This is a genomic window from Bradyrhizobium sp. NAS80.1 (assembly GCF_001908205.1).
Taxonomy (GTDB): Bacteria; Pseudomonadota; Alphaproteobacteria; order Rhizobiales; family Xanthobacteraceae; genus Bradyrhizobium.
The window spans coordinates 1-21,032 of record NZ_LGHL01000148.1 but is presented as its reverse complement, the minus strand read 5'-3'; the positions used below and the strand labels follow the sequence as shown (position 1 = coordinate 21,032).

Sequence of the window (21,032 nt, the reverse complement as noted above, 5' to 3'; positions counted from 1 at the left end):
CCGCCATCCGGTCAGGGTGTCCGTCAGAGCATGGCGCATGCCGCGGTCTTGAAGAGTTCATCATTGCCACCCATCTTGTGTCGCCCGCGGGTAGAAGCGTACCCTGCTTCTTCCGCGGCTTTTATGCGAGGACCTGGGATGACTGGACCGGACGGAAGCGAGCGATTTGTCCAAAAGCACGATTTCGTTCTGCCTCGACTTTGCGCAACCGCCGCGTTCATCGTCGCCGGCTTCGCCCTCGCAGGCTGCGACAAGCCGGCTTCGCAGGCTGCCGCTCCGCCGCCCGCGCCTGTGACCGTTGCCCAGCCGGTCAAGCGCACCGTCACCGATTGGGACGAATTCACCGGCCGCTTCGACGCGGTCGAGGAGGTGCAGGTGCGCCCGCGCGTCGGCGGCTTCGTCAACACGGTGGAATTCCAGGACGGCGCCATCGTGCATCAGGGCGATCTGCTCTACGTCATCGACCCGCGCCCGTTCGAGGCAGTCGCGTTACAGGCCGACGGCCAGTTGTCCGATGCGCGCGCCAAGGTGGAGCTTGCCAAGCGCGAGCTCGACCGCGGCCTGAACCTGGTGCAGACCAGCGCGGTGTCCGAGCAGGTCGTCGACCAGCGCCGCCAGGCGTTGCAGGCCGCGCACGCCGCCGAGACCCAGGCCGAAGGTGCGCTGAAGGCCGCGAAACTCAACATCGAGTTCACGCATGTGGCCGCGCCGATCACCGGCCGTGTCAGTCGCCATCTCGTCAGTCCCGGCAATCTCGTGCAGGGCAGCGATAACGGCTCTTCGACGCTGCTGACCTCGATCGTGACGCTCGACCCGATCTACATCTATTTCGACATGGATGAGACGACCTTCATCAAATATAGCAAGCTGTGGTTTGAAGGCCGGCGCCCGAGTTCGCGCGACACCGCAAATCCGGTGCAGGTCACGCTCGCCGGTGAAACCAAGCCGTCGCATGACGGCGCCATCAACTTCCTCGACAATCGCCTCGATGTCTCGACCGGCACGCTGCGCAGCCGCGCTGTGGTCAAGAACACTGATCTCTCGATCCTGCCCGGACAGTTCGGCCGGGTCCGGCTGATCGGCAGTGCGCCTTATGAGGCGCTGCTGATCCCGGACGCCGCTGTTGCGACCGACCAGTCCCGCAAGATCGTGTTCGTGGTCAAGCCTGATGACACCGTGGAAGCGCGCACGGTGGTGCTCGGGCCGCTCGATGACGGCCTGCGTGTGATCCGCGAAGGGCTGAAAGCGGATGATCGCGTCATCGTCAACGGCATCCAGCGCGCCCGCGTCGGCGCCAAGGTTGCCCCGCACATGGCGCAAGCGCCGGCCGGTGGCAAGTCATGAATCTCGGCCGCCTCTCCATCAACCAGCCCATCCTGGCGATGGTGCTGTCGATCGTGCTCCTAATCGTCGGCGCAATCGCCTATACGACGCTGCCGGTCTCCGAATATCCGCAAGTGGTGCCGCCGACGGTCGTCGTCACCACGCAATATCCCGGCGCCTCCGCGCAGACCGTGTCCGACACTGTCGCAGCTCCGATTGAGCAGGAGATCAACGGCGTCGAGGACATGCTGTATCTCTACAGCCAGGCGACGTCGAACGGCCAGCTCACTATCACCGTCACGTTCAAGCTCGGCACCGATCTCGACAAGGCCCAGGTGCTTGTGCAGAACCGCGTCGCAATCGCGCAACCGCGCCTGCCGGCGGAGGTGCAGCAGCAGGGCGTGACCACGCGCAAGAACTCGCCCGACATCCTGATGGTTGTGTTCATGCTGTCGCCCGACGATAGCTTCGACCAGCTCTACATCTCCAACTATGCGCTGCTCCAGGTCCGCGATCAGCTCCTGCGTCTCGACGGCGTCGGCGACATCCAGATTTTTGGCGCTCGCGACTATTCGATGCGGCTGTGGCTCGATCCTGACCGGATCGCCAATCTCGGCCTGACCTCGACCGAAGTGCTGGCGGCGATCAGGTCACAGAACGTGCAGATCGCTGGCGGCCAGATCGCCGAGCCGCCAATCACCGACCGCGCCTTCCAGCCGAACCTCACCTTCACCGGGCGCCTGAAGGACCCGAGGCAGTTCGAGGACATCCTGATCAAGGCTGGCTCGGACGGCCGCACGGTGCGGCTCCGCGATGTCGCCCGCATCGAACTCGGTGCACTCTCCTACACCACCAACAGCTTCCTCTTGCGCAAGTCGGCCGTCGGCATGCTGGTGACCCAGCGGCCGGGATCGAACGCGCTCGCGACCGCCAAGGGCATCTCCGACACCATGGCGAAGCTCAAGGAGAGTTTTCCGAAGGGCCTCGACTACAACATAGGTTACAATCCGACCGAGTTCATCGCGCAGTCGGTCCACGAGCTGATCAAGACCATCTACGAGGCGATGCTGCTGGTGGTCGTCGTGGTGCTGGTGTTCCTGCAGGGATGGCGGCCGGCGATCATCCCGATTATCGCGATTCCGGTTTCGCTGGTCGGCACCTTCGCGGTGATGGCGGCGCTCGGTTTCTCCATCAATAATCTCACTCTGTTCGGGCTCGTGCTCGCCGTCGGCATCGTGGTCGACGATGCCATCGTCGTGGTCGAGAATGTCGAGCGGCATCTCGAGCACGGCCTGAGCCGGCGCGATGCTGCGCTGAAGACCATGGAAGAGGTCGGCGGCGCGCTGGTCTCGATCGCGCTGGTGCTCTGCGCCGTGTTCGTCCCAACCGCATTCCTTGGCGGCATTTCCGGGCAGTTCTTCCAGCAATTCGCCGTCACGATCGCGGTCGCGACCGCGATCTCCTGCTTCTGCTCGCTGACGCTGTCACCGGCGCTGGCCTCGCAGATCCTGGTGCCGCACGAGGAGAAGCGGCCGCCGGCGCGCTGGAATTTCATCGCGCGCGGCTGGGATGCCTTCACGGGCGTCTTCAACCGCGTGTTCGACCGGCTGGCGCATGGCTATGCCGGCGCCGCCAATTTCGTGATCCGGCATTCGGTCGTGATGCTGCTGATCTACGTCATGCTGATCGGCAGCGCCGGCTGGCTGATCGCGACGACGCCGCAGGGCTTCATCCCGGCGCAGGATCGCGGCTACGTCATCGTCTCGGTACAATTGCCCGGCGCGGCATCGCTGGCGCGCACCACCGAGATCGTGCGTGAGATCGAGCGGATCGCGCTGGATACCCCGGGCATCATTCGCGTTGCCGCCTTCGCCGGCTTTTCCGGTGCGACGCGCACGCAGGCCGGCAATGCAGCCGCGCTGTTCCCGGTCTTCGAGGAGCCCGAGGTGCGGCTGAAGAAGGGACTGTCCGCGAACGTCATCACCGCCGAGCTGCGCAAACGTCTCTTGGCGATCCAGGGTGCGTTCATCATCGTCATCCCGCCGCCGGCCGTGCCCGGCATCGGCACTGGCGGCGGCTTCACCATCCGCATCCAGGACCGGCAGGGCCGCGGCCCGGCGATGCTCGCCGCTGCGACCGACGAGCTGGTCGCCGCCGCGCGCAAGGCGCCGACGCTGACCTCGGTGTTCTCGCCATTCACAGCCAACACGCCGCAGCTTTTCGTCGACATCGACCGCACCAAGGCGCAGAAGCTCGGCGTGCCCATCGCCAGCATCAACGAGACGATCCAGACTTACTTCGGATCGACCTATGTCAACGACTTCAACCTGTTTGGCCGCACCTACCACGTCACGGCGCAGGCTGATTTCCCGTACCGCAAGGAGCCCAGCGACCTCGCGCGGCTGCGCACGCGCAATGCCTCCGGCGACATGGTGATGCTCGGCAGCGTGGTCGATTTCAAGGACGTCTCGGGCCCCGACCGCGTCGCGCGCTACAATCTCTATGCCGCGTCCGAATTCCAGGGCGAACCGGCGCCGGGCACCAGCTCGACCACCGCGCTGAACACCATCAAGAAGCTTGCCGACGACACCTTGCCGAGCGGCTTTACCTTCGAATGGACGGATCTGTCCTACCAGCAGGTCACCGGCGGCAATGCAGGCCTCTACGTGTTTCCGATCTGCGTGCTGTTCGTCTATCTCGTGCTCGCCGCACAATATGGTAGCTGGACCTTGCCGTTCGCGGTGATCCTGATCGTGCCGATGTGCCTGTTAGCTGCCACGATCGGCGTGCGCATCATGGGACAGGACGTCAATATCCTGACGCAAATCGGCTTCGTCGTGCTGGTGGGACTGGCTGCGAAGAATGCGATCCTGATCGTCGAGTTCGCGCGCGACATCGAGAACGAAGGCAAGCCGCGGCTGGAGGCCGTGATCGACGCCTGCCGCCTGCGCCTGCGGCCGATCCTGATGACGTCTTTCGCCTTCATCCTCGGCGTGCTGCCGCTGGTGATCTCGACCGGCTCCGGCTCGGAGATGCGCCAGGCGGTCGGTGTCGCCGTGTTCTTCGGCATGATCGGCGTTACCCTGTTCGGCCTCCTGTTCACGCCGATCTTCTATGTCGTGGTGCGGAACCTCGCCGAGGGCCGCCGCGACAAGAAGCCAGAGGTGGTGGCCCCTTAATTGTCGGTGATGGCCACCGTCGTATCCAAATCCTCGCTGTCGTCCCCGCGAACGCGGGGACCCATACCCCCAGGGAGGAGTTTTGGCGCGAAGCTGGTAACCGCGAGTCTTCGCAAAACCGCTCCCTGTGGTCATGGGGCCCGGATCTGCTCTGCGCTTGTCCGGGACGACAGCCATTTGTGGCATCGCCTTCATACTAACGACCAACATGCAATGGATGGGCACGCGCGGGGTTCTTCACTAGTATCCGCGCGATTTCAAAACAGAGCACTGCTGGGAGCTAACAAATGAAATCAGCACTTTTGGCCGCTGTCGCAACGTCGGCCCTGCTGCTGGCTGCGCCGGCCTCCGCGCAAGGCGTCAAGATCGGCATCCTCAACGACCAGTCAGGCGTCTATGCCGATTATGGCGGCAAATGGTCGGTCGAAGCCGCCAAGATGGCGATCGAGGACTTCGGCGGCGAGGTCTTGGGCCAGAAGATCGAGCTCGTCACTGCCGACCACCAGAACAAGCCGGACCTTGCGACCTCGATCGCGCGGCGCTGGTACGACGTCGAGAACGTCGACATGATCACAGAGCTGACGACCTCCTCCGTCGCGCTCGCGATCCACGAGCTCTCCAAGGAAAAGAAGAAGATCGACATCGTGGTGGGCGCCGCGACCTCGCGCCTCACCGGCGATGCCTGCCAGCCCTATGGCTTCCACTGGGCCTATGACACCCGCGCGCTCGGCGTCGGCACCGGCGGCGCGCTCACCAAGGCCGGCGGCGACACCTGGTTCTTCCTCACTGCCGACTACGCCTTCGGCTATGCGCTGGAAAAGGACACCAGCGAGATCGTCACCGCCAACGGCGGCAAAGTGGTGGGCTCGGTCCGTGTTCCCCTCAACTCCTCGGACTTCTCCTCCTTCCTGCTCCAGGCGCAGAGCTCGAAGGCCAAGATCGTCGGCCTTGCCAATGCCGGCCTCGACACCACCAACTCGATCAAGCAGGCGTCCGAGTTCGGCATCGTCTCCGGCGGCCAGAAGCTCGCAGGCCTCTTGATGACGCTCGCCGAGGTGAATGGCCTGGGTCTGCAGGCTGCTCAAGGCCTCGTGCTGACCGAGGGCTATTACTGGGATCTCAATGACCGCACCCGCAATCTCGGCGAACGCTTCCTGAAGCGGACCGGGCGGATGCCGAGCATGATCCATGCCGGCACCTATTCGGCGACGCTGAGCTATCTGAAGGCGGTCAAGGCGGCCGGCACCAAGGATCCGGATGCCGTCGCAAAGAAGCTGAAGGAGCTTCCTGTCAACGACGACTTCGCGCAGGGCGGCAAGGTCTTGGAGAACGGCCGCATGGTCCACGACATGTATCTGTTCGAGGTCAAAAAGCCCTCGGAATCGAAGAAGCCCTGGGACTATTACAAGCTGCTCGCCACCGTCCCCGGCGACAAGGCGTTCTTCACCGCCAAGGAAAGCGGCTGCCCGCTGACAAAGTAACGGTTGCCTCGATCAAGCGAAATGCCGCGCTGATGCGCGGCATTTCTGCGTTTCAGGGATGGAGCGCGCGCCACACCACGGCGCCGGTTGCGCCGAACCAGAGGACAATGCAGGCAAACGCCTGGATCGCAAAACCCGGGCTGCGCTTTGCGACGGCCTCGCGATAGCCGATGAAATACACGATGCGGCCGATGATCCAGACGAGGCCCACCGCTGCCGCGGCGGCGTCGCTGATGTAGATCGCGAACAGCCACAGCGACGGCAGGAAGATCGGCATCCATTCCAGCGTATTCATCTGGATGCGGAATATGCGTTCGAAGTCCGCATTGCCCGATATCGCCGGCAGCTTCACGCCGTAGCGAGCGCGCGCACGTGCGACCTGCGTCGAGGTGAAGAAATAGAATGCCACGGCAAGGCAGGTGACGATCGCCGTATTATGGTACATCGCAGCGTTCCCCATTGCTGTTGTCAGTATCCCGTCATCTCCAGATAGCCGATTCCCGTGTGGCTGCCTGCAAAGCTTATCGGCCCCTCCCAATAGGAGAAGCCGGTTCCCATCCAGCTTCGCGGGTTGAGCGGCGTGGTCTCGATGGCAAGACCACGGGCGGGAAGGTTCACACGCCACGACGTCGGTATCTTGCGGCCGCCGATGTCGGTCGTCGCCAGCGGCGTGAGGCTGTTGCCGGCGTCCTTGATCTCGGCGGAGCGACCATCAGGCGTAATCCAGTTGCCGAGCAGGTTGGCGCGGCCATCCTTCTGGCGCAGCCGGTACAGCATCAGCTTTTCGTCGCCCGGCAGATGCAACGAGAACCAGTCCCAGCCGGTCTGGTCGGCATCGAGCGGCTGGCTGCTCCATTCGCGGTCCATCCAGGCCTGGCCGGAGACATCGACCGGCTTGTCGTCGATGGTGAGCGTGCCGCGCGCGCGGTAGAACGGCTGGCTGTAATAATACGACGACTGCCCGCGCTCCGACTTGCGGCTGTAGCCGCCGTCGCCTTGCAGCACTACTGAGCGATCAGCTTCGAGCGTGAGCGCATAGCTGAAGTCTGTGCCGGACGCTTTCAACGTCAAGGGCGCAAGCGTGCGATCATCAGTGCGCTCGGACCCTTTCATCTCCCAATCGTCGATCCAGGCCGCAAACGGTTTCGCCGTGACGCCAGCCTGGCCGATCCCGCCGCGTGAAAACGTTTCGTTGAAGCGATGCGTATCCGCGCGCGTCACCGCCGCATGTCCCATCCACACCTGCTGATTGGCCCAGCCCTCGCCTTGCAGGCCCGGCTGCGTCGCCTGGCGGAACAGTGTCCATTGCAGGCCGCAAGCTGCGCCACTGCTGTCGACTAGGTTCGCCGTGAGATACCACCACTCGATGCGAAACTCCGGATGCGGTCCGTGATCGGCGGGGAAGGTGAATATTTTTCCCGGCACCACCTTCGCGAAGCCGTCGGCGGTCTCGCCGAGCCCGGCATAGCCTTGCGCACCGGCGCGGTCTGCGAGAGCGAGCGCGGCGATGCCAGCGGCGAAAGCGCGCCGCGATATCCTCTCAGCGCTCATTGGCAAACACCTTGACGAGGTTCGCCGGCTGCATCCGCGCCAGCCGCGCGACCGGCAGCAGCGCGGCAAGCAGCGAGGCGAACAGCGCCACCGCGACCAGCTCGGCCAGTTGCAGCGGAAATACGTGGAATGGCAGCCGCCAGCCGAACGCCTTCACATTGACGATCGCGATCAGGCACCACGCGACCGCGAGCCCGAGCGGCACCGCCAATAGCGACGTGAACAGCGCAACCGAAAGCGTCTTGGCCAATTCGATCGCCGCAAGGCGCGGCCGCGTGATGCCGATCGCCCAGAGTGGCGCGAGCTGTGGCAGGCGCGAATTCGCTAGTGTCAGAAGGCTGGTCAGCAGCGCGATGCCGGCGACGCCGAGCGTGAAGGCATTCAAGGCGGAAGTGACCGCAAATGTGCGGTTGAAGATGCGGATCGACTCCGCCTTCACCGTCGCCTGGTCGGCAACGCTGCGGTCGTCGAGCGCGAACTGCTTATGCAGCGCCGCGATCAGGCCGGGGATATTCTCCCTTGCGACGATGAGGCCGATCCGCGTCCGCGGCGTTTGCGGGAAGTGCCGGATCAGCGCCGCGACATTGACGGCGAGCTGGCCCCTGGGGTTGCCGTAGTCGGCATAGATGCCGACGATGTCGAGCTCCCAGGTCCCGCCCGGTGCCGGCACTTCAATGACATCGCCGACACGGACATTGAGGCGGCGGCTCAACTGCTCGCTGATGAAGGCGGCATTGCCGGGCACGAGCTGCGTCCAGGCGCGTGGCGCGGTCTCCAGCAGCGGCCAGCGCTCGCGATAGAGCGCGTGGTCGGGCAGGCCGAGCAACTCCACCGGCTGTCCCTCGACTTGCGCCTCGGCGCGCCCGCCCGAGAGGATCGCCTGGACGTCGCTACGCTCCTTCAGCCAGTTGCGGATCGCAACGCCTTGCGCATTGTCGGAAGCGCTGATGTAGACGTCGGCCGCGAGCCGCCCGTCGAGCCAGCCGATGAAGGTGCGGCTGAAGGTTTCCACCATGGTGGAGACGCCGACATTGACGGCGAGGGCGAGCAGCAGCGCCATCAGCGCCAGCGATAGCCCGGAGAGCTGTTGCCGGCTGTCGGCCCAGAACCACTGCGCGAGCGGCTTGCGCGCGGCGCGCTGGCCCATGAGCAGGAGGATGTCGAGCAGCGCCGGCAGGATCAGCGCCGCGCCCAGCATCAGCGCCGCGAGCACGCCGAAGCCCGCGACCAGCGACACGCCGTAGCGGAGCAGCAGCAGCGCGACCGCGAACACGGCGCAGGCGGCAAGACTTTGCAGGATCAGCCATCGGCGCTGCCTCTGTTGCCAGGCGCGCGGCTGCGCTGTCGCCAGCACGGGCATCCTGATCGCCTTGATCAGGCTGGTCGCGGCCGCGACGATCGCACCGGCGATGCTGATGCCGATGCCGGCGAGCCACCATTCCGGTCGCAGCGAAAGCTGCCCCGGAATCTGCGCGCCATAGAGCCCGCGCAGCGACGCTGCCACGTCGGGCAACAGCGCTGCCGCGATGAAATAGCCGCAGGCGAGCCCGATCAGCCCGGCGATGAGTGCCAGCGCCACCAGCTCGATCACGAGCACCGTGTTGACCAGCCGCGCCGACGCGCCGCAGGCCCGCAGCGTGCGCAGCATCGGCAGCCGCTGCTCGAAGGCGAGGCCGACGGCCGAGTTGACGATGAAGAGGCCGACGAAGAACGACAGCAGGCCGAAAGCGGTGAGATTGAGATGGAAGCTGTCGGTGAGACGCTCCAGCTCCGTCTCCGCATTCGGCTCGACCCGCTGCAGCTGGTCGCCGACGATGCTGGCCAGTGGTGCGGGTTTGCCCCTCGGCTTGCCTATCAGGAGCCGCGACACCTGATCCGGCTTGTTCAGCAGCCGCTGCGCCACGCCGATGTCGACCACGAGCACGCCGGGCACGAGCTGCGGCAGCACGTGCAGCGGCGGCAGCTTCGCGCCGCTGCTGATCGGCAGTGCTGCGCCCTCTTGCTCCTGCAGATCGGCCAGCGTCTCCCGCGCCACCAGCGTCTGGCCCGGCGGCGCAACGAAGCTGCTTAAGTCCGAGGCGCCAAGGCGCGGCGCATTGCCGACATCGGCCGGCAGCGTGATCGGCTCAATCCCGAGCAGCCGCACCGAGTGTCCGTTGAGTTGAATGCGGCCTTCCAGAGCCGGCGAGACCGGCCAGCCCGCGCGCCTCAGCCTGACGAACAGCTCCTGCGGAAAGGTCGCGGTATCAGGCGCGACCAGCATTGCCGTGCGCGCGCCGCCGAACGTCGCCGCGGCGCGGTCATAGGCGTTGCGGGCCTGCTGGTTGATCGCCTGTACGCCGCTCCACAGCGCGGTCGCCGCGATCAGCCCGATCAGGAGCGTTGCGAACTGCATCTTGTGCCGCCGCCAATGGCTCAAGAGTACCGCGAGGACCCACAGCGCGCGCCTCATGCGATCCGCCCCGCATGCAAGGTGAGGTGGCGGTCGAGCGTGCCGGCCAGATGCAGGCTGTGCGTCACCATCAGGAAGCCGCAGCCGGTGCGCGCGACGAGATCACGCGTCAGCGCCAGCACGTCGTCAGCGGTGGCCTCATCCAGATTGCCGGTCGGTTCGTCCGCAAGCAGCAACGAGGGCTTTGTCGCCAGCGCCCGGCCGATCGCGACGCGCTGCTGCTGCCCCCCTGACAATTGCTCGGGATAGCGCTTGAGCAGGCTGCCGAGACCGAGCCGCTCGGTCAGCTCCCTGGACCAGGCGGGGTCATGCCGGCCGGCGATTCGCGCCTGGAAGGCGAGATTGTCAGCGACCGACAGGCTCGGGATCAGGTTGAACTGCTGAAAAACTAGGCCGATCCGGTCGCGCCGCAAGCCGGCGCGCCCCGCATCCGAGAGCTCGGTGACCTCGGTGTCCTCCAAGAGGATTGTGCCGCTGTCGGCGGCGTCGAGCCCTGCGATCAGGTGCAGCAGCGTGCTCTTGCCGCTGCCGGATTCGCCGGTCAACGCGACGCGCTCGCCGGCTTTGAGGTCGAGATCGACGCCGCGCAGCACATGGACCGGTTCGCCGGCCGAGGAGAAGGTTTTCGAGAGGTTTCGGATACTCAGCACGATCGATGGCGCCGGACGGAATTAACTCAATGCTGCGTAGCACACTTGCAGTGGAAATGCCGGGGTTGCGTTGGCCTCGAACCCGTTGTTAGCTCTCAAAACGGCCAAATCAAAAAGTGCCAAAAAGGACATGTGGGGAGAATAATGAGCGCTCAGGGAACGCCCAATGCGGCGGGCAGGACGGCAGGGGTGTCCAAGGCAATAACGAAGGAAACGCCAAAGGGCGCCTGGACAGTCACTTTTCTCCTTTTTCTCTTCATGGTCGTGAACTTCGCCGACAAGATCGTCGTCGGTCTCGCCGGTGTGCCGATCATGACAGATATGAAGCTCGACGCCGAGCAATTCGGCCTGCTCGGCTCCTCGTTCTTCTTCCTGTTCTCGATCTCGGCCATCGTGGTCGGTTTCATCGTCAACAAGGTGCCGACGCGCTGGGTGCTGCTGACGCTGGCGGTGATCTGGGCGCTGGCGCAGTTTCCGATGGTCGGCACCGTCTCTTTCACCACGCTCTTGATCTGCCGCATCGTGCTGGGCGCAGGCGAAGGGCCGGCCTTCTCGGTCGCCGCGCACGCCATCTACAAATGGTTTCCCGACGAGAAGCGCACGTTGCCGACCGCGATCCTGTCGCAGGGTTCGGCCTTCGGCGTCATCCTCGCCGTGCCCGCGCTGAACTGGGTGATCGTCAACCACTCCTGGCATTACGCCTTCGGCGCGCTCGGCGTCGTCGGGCTGATCTGGGTCTGTGCCTGGCTCGCGCTCGGCAAGGAAGGCCCGCTGGAGGACACGCAGGTCCTCGCCGTCACCGAGCCGAAAATCCCGTACGTGCAGCTTCTGACCTCACGGACCTTCGTCGGCTGCGTGATCGCGACCTTCGGCGCCTATTGGGCGTTGTCGCTGGGGCTCACCTGGTTCACGCCCTTCATCATCAAGGGTCTTGGTTTCTCGCAGAGCCAGGCCGGCTTCATCTCGATCCTGCCCTGGGTGTTCGGCGCCACCATCGTCCTCCTCACAGGGTGGATCTCGCAGGTGATGATGGCGCGCGGTTACAGCACGCGCGTTTCGCGCGGCGTGCTCGGCTCGGTACCGCTGGTCATCGGTGGCCTGTTCCTGGCGACGATGCCGCACGTTCAGGGCGCAGGCCTCCAGCTCGCACTGCTCGTCATCGGCTCCGGCCTGTGCGGTGCGATCTACGTCGTCTGCCCGCCGATGCTCGGCGAGTTTACCCCGGCGTCGCAGCGCGGCGCGGTCATCGCGATCTACGGCGCGCTCAACACGCTCTCCGGCATCATTGCGCCGAGCGTGATGGGCACCGTGATCCAGCGCGCCGGAAGCATGCTGGACGGCTACATGACCGGCTTCACCATCAACGCGGTGGTCATGGTTGCCTCCGGTGTCATCGGTCTGCTCCTGCTCTGGCCGAACACGGAAAAAGCCAGGCTGACCCGTGGTGCCGCCCCGCAGGCCGCGGCACTGGAGAGCGCGGTCTCGCCGACGTAAGGGGCGGCGCTGCCGGCCCCAATCACAACTGTCGTCCCGGACAAGCGCAGCGAAGCTGAGCGCCGATCCGGGACCCCCCGCGCGAGCGCTTGCGCTCGTCGCGATAGCCACAGGAAGTGGTTTAGCGAAGATTCGGAGTTACCCTTCGCACCACAACTTCTCCCTGGGGTTATGGGTCCCCGCGTGCGCGGGACGACACCGAGGTCTGTGAGGCGCATTCGCGCCTCAAGTACAGCTAGGCCTACTGCACCATCCCCTGCGCACCACGAATCAGCTTGCCCGGCCGGCGTCCCGTCGCCTCACCCTGCCGCCGCGTCACCACGCCCGACACGATGGTCGCTTCATAGCCGTCGACATCCTGCAACAGCCGTCGCCCGCCGACCGGCAAATCGTAGTGCACCTTCGGCGGATGCAGGTGCAGCCGGTCGTAGTCGATCACGTTGACGTCGGCCTTGTAGCCGGGCGCAATCAGGCCGCGATCGGTGAGGCCGACCGACAGTGCCGTCTTGCGTGACTGTGCCGCGACCACGAACGGAATCGTGAGCTTCTCGCCGCGCTTGCGGTCGCGTGTCCAGTGCGTCAGCAGATAGGTCGGGAAGCTGGCATCGCAGATGATGCCGCAATGCGCGCCGCCGTCGGAAAGGCCGGGCACCGATTGCGGATCGATCAGCATCTCGCGCGTCGCATCGAGATTGCCGTCAGAATAGTTGAGGAACGGCACGTACAGCATGCCGCGGCCCTCGTCCGAGAGCATCGCTTCATATGCGAGCTCCTCCGGCTGCCGGCCCTGCTTGCGCGCCTGCGGTCCGAGCGCGTTCTCCGGCGGCTGCTCGTAATCCGGGGGATCGCCGAGCAGGAACATCTTGTCGTAGTTGGGCCGGAAGAACAGCGGATCGTCGGTCGCGGTCGCCGTCTCGGTTAGAATCGCCTTGCGCACCTCCGGCTGATGCAGCCGCGCCAGCCGCTCCTTCAGCGGCAGATGCGCGATCGCCTTGTAGCTTGGATGAGTCTGGAACGGATTGCGCGACAGCTCTAGCCCGAGCAGCAGGCCGACGGGACGCGCGGCGATCTGCGCGGTGATTGAGAGGCCGCGCCGGGCTGCCGCATTGATCTCGTCCAGCGTCTGGCGCCAGCGTTGCGGTGACTTATCGTTCTGGGTGATCGAGAACGAGATCGGGCATTTCGTGGTATCCGCCACCCGCAGCATCATCGGCAGGTCTTCGTGGATGGTGGAGAGATCGAGCACGAATTGCAGCACGCTGCGGCCCTCGCGGTGCATCGCGCCGGCAATCGCGGTGAGCTCGTCCTCGCCCGCCTTCAGCGTCGGCGTGAAATCGCCGGTCGAGGTGCGGTGGTTGAGCGTGCGTGAGGTCGAGAAGCCGAGCGCGCCCGACCGCACCGCCTCGCCCGCGAGCTTCGCCATCGCCGCATTGTCCTCGGCGGTCGAGGGATCGCGGCGCGCGCCGCGCTCGCCCATGACATAGACGCGCAGCGCAGCATGCGGCAGCTGCGCGCCGACATCGATGTCGAAGTCGCGCTTGGAAAGCCAGTTCATGTAGTCCGGAAAGCTCTCCCACGCCCAGGGGATTCCGGCGCTGAGCACGGGCTCGGGAATATCCTCGACGCCCTCCATGAGCTGGATCAGGCGCGTGTGGTCGGAGGGCTTGCACGGCGCAAAGCCGACGCCGCAATTGCCCATGATCGCGGTGGTGACACCGTTCTGCGACGACGGCGTGATGTCCTGGCTCCAGGTGACCTGGCCGTCGTAATGGGTGTGGACGTCGACGAAACCCGGCGTCACCAGCTTGCCTCGGGCGTCGATCTCCTCGCGGCCCTTGGCCGAGACCTTTCCGACCTCGCTGATCTTGCCGCCGGTGATGGCGACGTCAGCCTCGAACAGCTCGCCGCCGTGGCCATCCGCAACGGTGCCGCCGCGGATCACGAGATCAGGGGTGCTCATGGTGTTCCTTCCCGTTTTGTTGTTGTTAGGCGTTTTCTATCCGTCGTCCCGGACAAGCGCAGCGCAGATCCGGGACCCCCGCGCGAGCGCTTGCGCTCGTCGCGATAACCACAGGGCGATATTTGGCGAAGGCTCGTAGTTACCAGTCTCGCGCTACGACTACTCCCTGGGGTTATGGGTCCCTGCGTTCGCAGGGACGACGATTGAATTTGAGGCTACGGCTTGTCTTGCGGCTTCCGCTCCGTGAACGGCGACAGCACCACTGTCGCGACCATGAAGATCACGGAAGCGCCGAACACCCAGTGCGGCGCGTTCTGGTCCATGATCCAGCCGAACAGCAGCGGGCTGACGATGCCGCCGAGATTGAAGCCGGTGGAGACGATGCCGAAGGCACGCCCCGCCGCGCCGGGAGGCGCCGCATTGCGCACCAGCATGTCCCGCGAGGGCGCGATCACGCCGGAGAGGAAACCTGCGGCCGTCATCGTGGCGGTCAAGGCCCAGCCCGGCAGCGTGACCAGTGCGATCAGGAGCACGATCGCCGCATTGGCGGCAAAGCACGCCGCGGCGACATAGCCGTGGCGCACGGTGTAGTCGGCGAGGAAGCCGCCCGCGAGCACGCCCGCAGCGCTGGCGCCGAGGAACGCCGTCAGCGCAACATTGGCGGCCGAATAGGATGCGCCATACCCGCTCATCAATGCGACCACGCCGAAATTGTTGATGCCGGCGACCGACAGGCTGAGCAGCGTGAAGAGGACCGTCAGCATGATCAGCGCCGGCGTGATGACAGCCTGCTTTGGCGCATTCGCCGCGCCCGGCTTTTTCTTGTGCGCGCCGGCATCAGGAATGTTCATGACGACCAGCAGAAGCGCTACCAGCACGCCGATCGCGCCCGACGCGATCAGCGCACCCGTGCCGCCGGAGACAGTGACCAGCGCGGCCACGATCGCCGGTGCCACCGCGCCGCCGAGATAACCGGCAAAGGTGTGGATCGAGAAAGCGCGGCCCATCCGCGCCTCGTCCATGTGCTCGGCCAGGATCGCGTAGTCGGCGGGGTGATAGACGCTGTTGGCGAGCCCGAGCAGCACGGCGCAGGCGATCAGCGAGGCGTAGCTGAGGTGCAGGCCGAGCAGGATCAGCGCAAAGCCGCCGAGGGCAAGCCCGATCAGCAGAATCTTCCGCGCGCCAAGATGGTCGACGAGATAGCCGGTGGGCGCCTGCGTCAGCCCGGACACCACCGCAAACACGGTAAGCGCGAAGCCGAGTTCGATATAGCCGACGCCGAGCTTTTCCTTCAGGAACGGGAACAGCATCGGCAGGACCAGCAGGTGGAAATGGCTGACCCAATGCGCGATCGAGATTCCCGTCAGCGTGCGTAGCGCGCTGTCCGCCTTGCCTTGCTGCTGTGCGGCGAGAACATCGGCCATTGCAGTTCCGTTTCAGTCCTTGAGCGAGCGCAAACTATCGGGAAGGGCGGTTATTTGTCCATGAACACAGGCGCATGGCAGGTAGCAGAGGTCGCTCGTTGCGATCTCGATGATGCAGCGTGAGGCAAGCTCCCCCGCTCACAACGGCTCGTCGTCGTTGCCGTAGCCGTCCCGCTTCGGCGTCGCGATGTCGCCGTCCTCGTAATCGTCGTCGTCGATGGCGTGCGGTGGTGGCGGCTTCTTCGCCTTGTCGTCCACCGTCTTATTGCCCGCAATTTTGGGCGGCTTGCTCGGCTTGCCGGTCTTGGCCATGGTCGGTCCCGGATGGTGATGCGTCATCCGCTTCTACCCGAAAAATATGTGCGGTTCCTGACTTATCTCAAGCCTTGCTTGCCAAGCTTTGGTTCTCGAGAGTTGGACAGGCCCCTCAGCCGTGCACGACCGGCCCGCCCGCCTTCTTCCAGGCATCGATGCCGCCGGCGATATGGGCGGTGTTGGTGAGGCCGGCTTCCTTGGCAGCGGCGACAGCCATCGCCGAGCGCTCGCCGAAGGCGCAGAAGAACACGACGCGGCGGCCAGTGGCGGCCACGACCTCGCGCAGCATGCCGCCGGGCTTCAGGCTCTCCTCGACGCTCGGGTAGGGCGTGTGCAGTGCGCCTTCGAGCATGCCGTGCTTCATCCGCTCGTTGGTCTCGCGTAAATCGACCAGGAGGATGTCGGGCCGGCCGAGCGAGCGGATCGCCTCGACCGCGCTGAGTGCGCGGCCCTCTTTCTCCAGCTCTTCCTGATGCAAGCCGACCCGCATATTGGCGGGCACTGCCACGTCCATCATCTTCGGGTTCGGCAGCTTCAGATTGGCCATCAGCTCGATATATTCGTCGACGGAGCGGACCTGGAGCCGCGGATTGTAGCGCTTCTCCTCGCCGATGGTGGAGACGGTGTCGCCCTTGTAGTCGTGCGCCGGGAACACCATCGTCTCGTCCGGCAGCTTGAGCAGGCGGTTGAAGATCGAGTCGTACTGCGCGCGCGATGAGCCGTTCTGGAAATCGGTGCGGCCAGTGCCGCGGATCAGCAACGTGTCGCCGGTGAAGACGCGATCGCCCATCAGATAGGAATAGGAATCGTCGGTGTGGCCCGGCGTGTACATCACGTCGAGCGACAGGCCTTCGATCGTCACCTTGTCACCGTCGGCGACCCGCATCGCCACCACGTCGGCCTTGGTCTGGTCGCCCATGACGGTCATGCAATGGGTGCGGTCGCGCAGCTCGCCGAGCCCGGTGACGTGGTCGGCATGCAAATGGGTGTCGACCGCCTTGACCAGCTTGAGGTCGAGCTCGCGCAGCAACTGGCAATAGCGATCGACCTTCTCGAGCACGGGATCGAGGATCAGCGCCTCGCCGCCGGCGCGGCTCGCCAGGAGATAGCTGTAGGTGCCCGAAACGCTGTCGAACAATTGGCGAAAGATCATGGCAGACCCCGGCGTCAGATGATCGCAAATCATACTACGGGGGTGCCACAAAAGAGAAGCAAATCACTGCGTCGAGAGGTAAATTTAGAAGATTATTGTTGCGACTGAGATGGCGGAAGCGACGGATCTCTGCGCTGTCATTCCGGGGCGATGCAAAGCATCGAGAAAACCATTTGGCCGCAGACCTCGTGGAGGGATGGATTCCGGGTTCGCCTCTGCGAGGCGCCCCGGAATGACGGCGTGGGTTCAAGGCCTCACCACCGTGTACCCATTCTCCGCCAAAAACAGGATTTGCCCGACCCCGACCTGCACCGGTGTCGCGGACGGGATGAAGTCCGGCCGCTTGCCCGTCTCCCGCTCGATCGTGTCGAGGGTGTTGAGGCAGATGTCGAAGCGCACGCCCTGCGCGATCAGGCTTTCGACCTGCTTGCGACGCTCGCTACCGGCAAGCAGCAGGTCGATGCCGGGGCCGAATGCCACGACCTCAATCGCGACCTTGTCCGGGTCGTAGAACTTCAGCAGATTGTTGGCGACGCTGAGCACCAGCGCCTGCTTCCTTGCATCGCCGTCGGAAAGCTGGAGCACGATCTTGTGCTCGGCGAACGGCTTGTCCTGCAGCGGCACCTGCTGCGCCCAAGCCTTCTCGCTCAAGACCAGCGGCATCGCCGTCCACACGAGCAGCGCCAGCAGCATCGCGCCAAATGTCCGCGCCCGCGTCATCCCTGTCCTGCAATGCCTGGATTGCCGTCGACGCCTTTCAGCGTCACACCGGAGCCGAACCGCTCCGGCGCCAGCCGGCCTGAGCGCAGATATTTGCCGACGACATCCCACACCGGCGCGCCTTGCTGGCCGTTGACCGAGGCCCAGCCCGCGACCTTGTAATGGCGGTTCGCGCTCAGCGCCTTGCCGCTATTGAGCTTGAGCTCCGAGATCCGGCTGCCAATCGCGGCCGTCGGCGTGCAGGTGTAGCTGAGGCCGCCGGCGCGCACCATGTCGCCGCCCTGCTGGTAATAGGGATCGGCGTTGAAGAGATTGTCGCAGATGTCTTCCAGCACGTCCTTGATCTGGCTGCCGGTCATCTCCTGGACATAGGTCTCGGGATAGGTGATCGCGGTTTGCGCGAGCACGTCCTCCATGGTCAGCGCCTGGCCGGACAGCGCGGTGACACCCCAGCGGAAGCCCGGCGACAGCGCGACCTCGGTATCGAGCTCGCTGCGCAGTGCGGCGCAGATCAACTCGTCGACGGGGCCGGAGAAATTGTCGCGGCGATACAGCAGACGGTCGGCCGCTACGATCTTCTCCGACCAGTCGGTCACGTGCGGTGCGCGCAACCGGCCGATCAGCTCGGCCATGGCGGGGTCGGGCTTCAGCAGCTCGGAATAGACCGGCAACAGGCGGTACCTGATATCGCTGACCTTGCCCTTGTCGAGCGCGAGATCGAGCACGCCTAAGAATTTTCCGTTGGATCCGGCATTGGTGACGAGCGTCGTGCCGCTCGCGTTCTTCACCGCGACAGGCTGCGGGATCGCATCATGGGTGTGGCCGCCGAGGATGACGTCGATCCCGGAGACGCGGCTTGCGAGCTTCAGGTCGACGTCCATGCCGTTGTGCGACAGCAGGATGACGGCATCGACCTTGTCGGTGTGGCGCAGGCCGTCCACATGCTTCTGGAGTTCTTCCTCGCGGATGCCGAAGGTCCAGTCCGGCGTGAAGCGCTTGGGATGTGCGATCGGCACGTAAGGGAAGGCCTGGCCGATGATCGCGACGCGATGACCGCCAAGCTCCTTGATCATCGACGGCTTGAACACGCGCCCGGTGGCCTTGTCGAAGGCGGGTGCGTCGTTGAACGCGGCTTCCTCGGTCAGGAAGACGTTCTGCGCCAGGAACTCGCCCTTGAAGCGATCGAGGTTGTCGCGCAGCGCCTGCTCGCCATAGGTGAATTCCCAATGGCCGGTCATCGCCTCGATGCCGAGCAGGTTGGCGGCCTCGACCATGTCGCGGCCCTGCATGATGTTGGCGAGCCCCGTGCCCTGCCAGAGATCGCCGCCGTCGACGAGCATGCAATGCTTTTCGCCGGCATCGCTGCGCAAGCGATCGACCAGCGTTTTCAGATGGGCGAAACCGCCGAGCTTGCCGAAGCGCGCTGCGGACTTCTCGAACTCGAAGCAGGTGAAAGCATAGGCATCCGCGCTGTCGGGCCGGATGCCGAAATGGTCGAGAAAGGCGCGGCCGACCAGATGTGGCGGCCGTCCCGCCATCTCGCCGATGCCGATGTTGACGCTGGGCTCGCGGAAATAGACCGGATTGAGCTGCGCATGCGTGTCGGTGATGTGCAGGATCCGCGCATTGCCGAACCGTTCGATGTCGTAAATGCTCGCGGCTTCAGCGCCGCGCGCAAGCCTGGGCAGGCCGAGCGATGCGGCAGCAGCGGCTGTGCTCTTCAGGAAATCGCGGCGGCGGATCGCCATCACAGATTCTCCGCGCCTATTCTCGACAGTTCGACGGTTCCACTGCGCTCTACTTTAGCGGATTTCCATCGCCTTCCAGGCTTCTTTTTCAGACGTCGCCTGGAAGATAGAGGCCTTCGCCAGCGCCTCGGCCTCCTTGGCTGCGGCCACGGCGCGGTCGAAATCGCCGCCGTCGGCGGCCTTCTTAGCCGCCGCCAGCGTCGAGACGGTCGTGGTCCACTGGTTGCGCATGCCGGCCGCCTCCTTGGAAGCGGCCTCGGCGGCGGCATAGGCCGCCTTGTAGTCCGCTTCGGTTGCCGCGCGCGCCGCTGGCGCGAGGCTCAATGCAAGCAGCATGGCGAGAGGAAGTGACCGCTTCATGGCCGCGCTCCCGGTCCGGAGATCGGCAGGCCATTGGCGACATAGGAGAGGAAGTATTCGACGTCGCGATATTCGTCGGACTGCGGCTCCAGCGGAACCGCGCGGGTCTGGCTGTTGCAGGTGACGAAGCGGCGGCTGGTCGTGCCCATGCCGCTCCATTCGGAGCGGTAGATCGGCATCGCGTTCAAGATGCCGAGCGCCGGCGCCAGGATCTCCGCGCGGATCCGCTCGCCCGGGCTTTGCACATGGCAGCTCGCGCAGGAGAAATTCATCTGGCCGCGCCGCGTGTAGAAATAGCGTTTGCCGTTCTCGAACGCTGCGAGCGCACGGGGATCATCGGGAATCTTGACGTCCATCGGCTTGCCGCGCGAGGTGAAGGCCATATAGGCGGTCAGCGAGGCCATCTCGTCCTTGACGTAGGAGTAGGGGGCCTCGCCATTGGCCTCGCGGCAGCGGTTGAGCGCGAGCTCCAGCGTGACGACCTTGCCTTCCTTCTCGTCGAAATAGGGATAGTTCTGGCGAATGCCGATGCCGCCGTTCGGGAAACAGTCGGCGTAGGTCTTGCCGTTCTTGAACGGGGTCGCGAACATTTCCTTGCCGGAGTCGAGCGCGAACTCGTAAGGCGGGAATTCCTCCTTCTCCTGCCACTGCCGCTTCATGTCCTCGTTCATCGAATAAGGACCATTGACGAAATCCTCGTGCTTCACGTTCGGAAATTTCTGGAAGAAGAAATTCTGGAACGCCTTGGCGTCGGCAACAGGATCGACCTTGTCGGCGGCTACCACGTGCGGCGAGGTGAGGACGAGCGCGACAAGTGCGCCACACACCGAGGACAGCAGAACGGCAGATCGGGTCTTCATCACGCAATCTTCGCGGTGGTCGTGTCCGACACACCCTTGTTGTCGGTCCAGGAGATCTTGAGATCGTCGCCCTTCTTGGCCCCCTTGAAGCTGAACTTGACGTAGGGGTCCTTCGAGACCGCGGGGCCCCAATCGGCGACGAAGACGTCCTTGCCGTTATATTCGAACTTCAGCTCCTGGATGAAGTGAGCTGGGATCAGCTCGCCCTTGGGATCTTTGACAAAGCCGGAATCCATGGGGTGTTGGATCAGCGCCTGCACCTCGGTGATGTCGCCGTTGGCGGTGGCGCGTACGCGAATTGTGGATGCCATCTTGATCTCCTTCGCCAGAGCATGATCCGGAAAAGTGTGTAGCGGTTTTCC

The 21,032-nt window shown here is 64.7% G+C and carries 17 protein-coding genes; 4 read left to right on the top strand and 13 right to left on the bottom strand.

Annotation, left to right across the window (positions count from 1 at the left end; translation table 11 throughout):
• Positions 1-138 precede the first annotated feature (138 nt).
• The 3 genes from AC629_RS30910 to AC629_RS30900 all read left to right on the top strand — a co-directional run bounded on the left by AC629_RS30910 (position 139) and on the right by AC629_RS30900 (position 5,983).
• The gene (locus tag AC629_RS30910) at positions 139-1,344 is read left to right on the top strand and encodes an efflux RND transporter periplasmic adaptor subunit (protein WP_084808626.1); all 1,206 of its coding nucleotides are present in this window, start codon (positions 139-141) and stop codon (positions 1,342-1,344) included.
• On the top strand, positions 1,341-4,502 hold the full coding sequence (locus AC629_RS30905) for an efflux RND transporter permease subunit (RefSeq protein ID WP_084808625.1): 3,162 nt from the start codon (positions 1,341-1,343) through the stop codon (positions 4,500-4,502). The genes AC629_RS30910 and AC629_RS30905 overlap by 4 nt, the downstream gene beginning before the upstream one ends.
• Positions 4,503-4,789: 287 nt before the next feature.
• Positions 4,790-5,983, top strand: a complete 1,194-nt coding sequence (locus tag AC629_RS30900) for an ABC transporter substrate-binding protein (protein WP_084808624.1) — start codon at positions 4,790-4,792, stop codon at positions 5,981-5,983.
• Positions 5,984-6,035: 52 nt separating this feature from the next.
• Here AC629_RS30900 and AC629_RS30895 read toward each other — a convergent pair whose 3' ends face one another.
• Genes AC629_RS30895 through AC629_RS30880 form a run of 4 tightly spaced genes read right to left on the bottom strand, consistent with a single transcriptional unit; the run spans position 6,036 to position 10,636 of the window.
• Complete coding sequence (locus AC629_RS30895) at positions 6,036-6,428, bottom strand: MAPEG family protein (RefSeq protein WP_084808623.1); 393 nt, start codon at positions 6,426-6,428, stop codon at positions 6,036-6,038.
• 23 nt (positions 6,429-6,451) lie between these two features.
• Positions 6,452-7,534, bottom strand: a complete 1,083-nt coding sequence (locus tag AC629_RS30890; protein WP_084808622.1) for a lipocalin-like domain-containing protein — start codon at positions 7,532-7,534, stop codon at positions 6,452-6,454.
• Positions 7,524-9,986, bottom strand: a complete 2,463-nt coding sequence (locus AC629_RS30885; protein WP_084808621.1) for an ABC transporter permease — start codon at positions 9,984-9,986, stop codon at positions 7,524-7,526. Before AC629_RS30885 ends, AC629_RS30890 begins: the two co-directional genes overlap by 11 nt.
• Positions 9,983-10,636 (bottom strand): ABC transporter ATP-binding protein, encoded by a 654-nt coding sequence (locus tag AC629_RS30880; protein WP_084808620.1) that lies wholly within the window; start codon positions 10,634-10,636, stop codon positions 9,983-9,985. Before AC629_RS30880 ends, AC629_RS30885 begins: the two co-directional genes overlap by 4 nt.
• Positions 10,637-10,780: 144 nt before the next feature.
• Between AC629_RS30880 and AC629_RS30875 the strand changes: the two genes are divergently transcribed.
• Positions 10,781-12,130: an MFS transporter gene (locus tag AC629_RS30875; RefSeq protein ID WP_084808619.1), complete on the top strand. Its 1,350-nt coding sequence runs from the start codon at positions 10,781-10,783 to the stop codon at positions 12,128-12,130.
• A gap of 241 nt (positions 12,131-12,371) precedes the next feature.
• Here the strand turns inward: AC629_RS30875 and AC629_RS30870 are convergent, their stop codons facing one another.
• The 9 genes from AC629_RS30870 to soxZ all read right to left on the bottom strand — a co-directional run bounded on the left by AC629_RS30870 (position 12,372) and on the right by soxZ (position 20,981).
• Positions 12,372-14,090 (bottom strand): N-acyl-D-amino-acid deacylase family protein, encoded by a 1,719-nt coding sequence (locus AC629_RS30870; protein WP_084808618.1) that lies wholly within the window; start codon positions 14,088-14,090, stop codon positions 12,372-12,374.
• Positions 14,091-14,305: 215 nt separating this feature from the next.
• A complete protein-coding gene (locus AC629_RS30865) occupies positions 14,306-15,514 on the bottom strand; it encodes an MFS transporter (RefSeq protein WP_084808617.1) in 1,209 nt (402 codons plus the stop codon).
• Positions 15,515-15,652: 138 nt separating this feature from the next.
• Positions 15,653-15,826, bottom strand: coding sequence for a hypothetical protein (locus tag AC629_RS47175; protein ID WP_168195616.1), 174 nt, complete (start codon positions 15,824-15,826; stop codon positions 15,653-15,655).
• A gap of 115 nt (positions 15,827-15,941) precedes the next feature.
• On the bottom strand, positions 15,942-16,982 hold the full coding sequence (locus tag AC629_RS30855) for an MBL fold metallo-hydrolase (RefSeq protein ID WP_084808615.1): 1,041 nt from the start codon (positions 16,980-16,982) through the stop codon (positions 15,942-15,944).
• A gap of 246 nt (positions 16,983-17,228) precedes the next feature.
• Positions 17,229-17,675 carry a DsrE family protein gene (locus AC629_RS30850; RefSeq protein WP_502693064.1) on the bottom strand — a complete coding sequence of 149 codons (447 nt, stop codon included), beginning with the start codon at positions 17,673-17,675 and terminating at the stop codon, positions 17,229-17,231.
• A 23-nt stretch (positions 17,676-17,698) separates the two neighbouring features.
• Complete coding sequence (gene soxB / locus AC629_RS30845) at positions 17,699-19,450, bottom strand: thiosulfohydrolase SoxB (RefSeq protein ID WP_084808613.1); 1,752 nt, start codon at positions 19,448-19,450, stop codon at positions 17,699-17,701.
• A gap of 54 nt (positions 19,451-19,504) precedes the next feature.
• On the bottom strand, positions 19,505-19,810 hold the full coding sequence (locus tag AC629_RS30840) for a hypothetical protein (protein ID WP_084808612.1): 306 nt from the start codon (positions 19,808-19,810) through the stop codon (positions 19,505-19,507).
• Positions 19,807-20,670 carry a sulfur oxidation c-type cytochrome SoxA gene (soxA, locus tag AC629_RS30835; protein WP_084808611.1) on the bottom strand — a complete coding sequence of 288 codons (864 nt, stop codon included), beginning with the start codon at positions 20,668-20,670 and terminating at the stop codon, positions 19,807-19,809. Before soxA ends, AC629_RS30840 begins: the two co-directional genes overlap by 4 nt.
• Entirely contained in the window at positions 20,670-20,981 is a 312-nt protein-coding gene (soxZ, locus tag AC629_RS30830) for a thiosulfate oxidation carrier complex protein SoxZ (RefSeq protein ID WP_084808636.1), read from the bottom strand. Before soxZ ends, soxA begins: the two co-directional genes overlap by 1 nt.
• Positions 20,982-21,032: the final 51 nt, after the last annotated feature.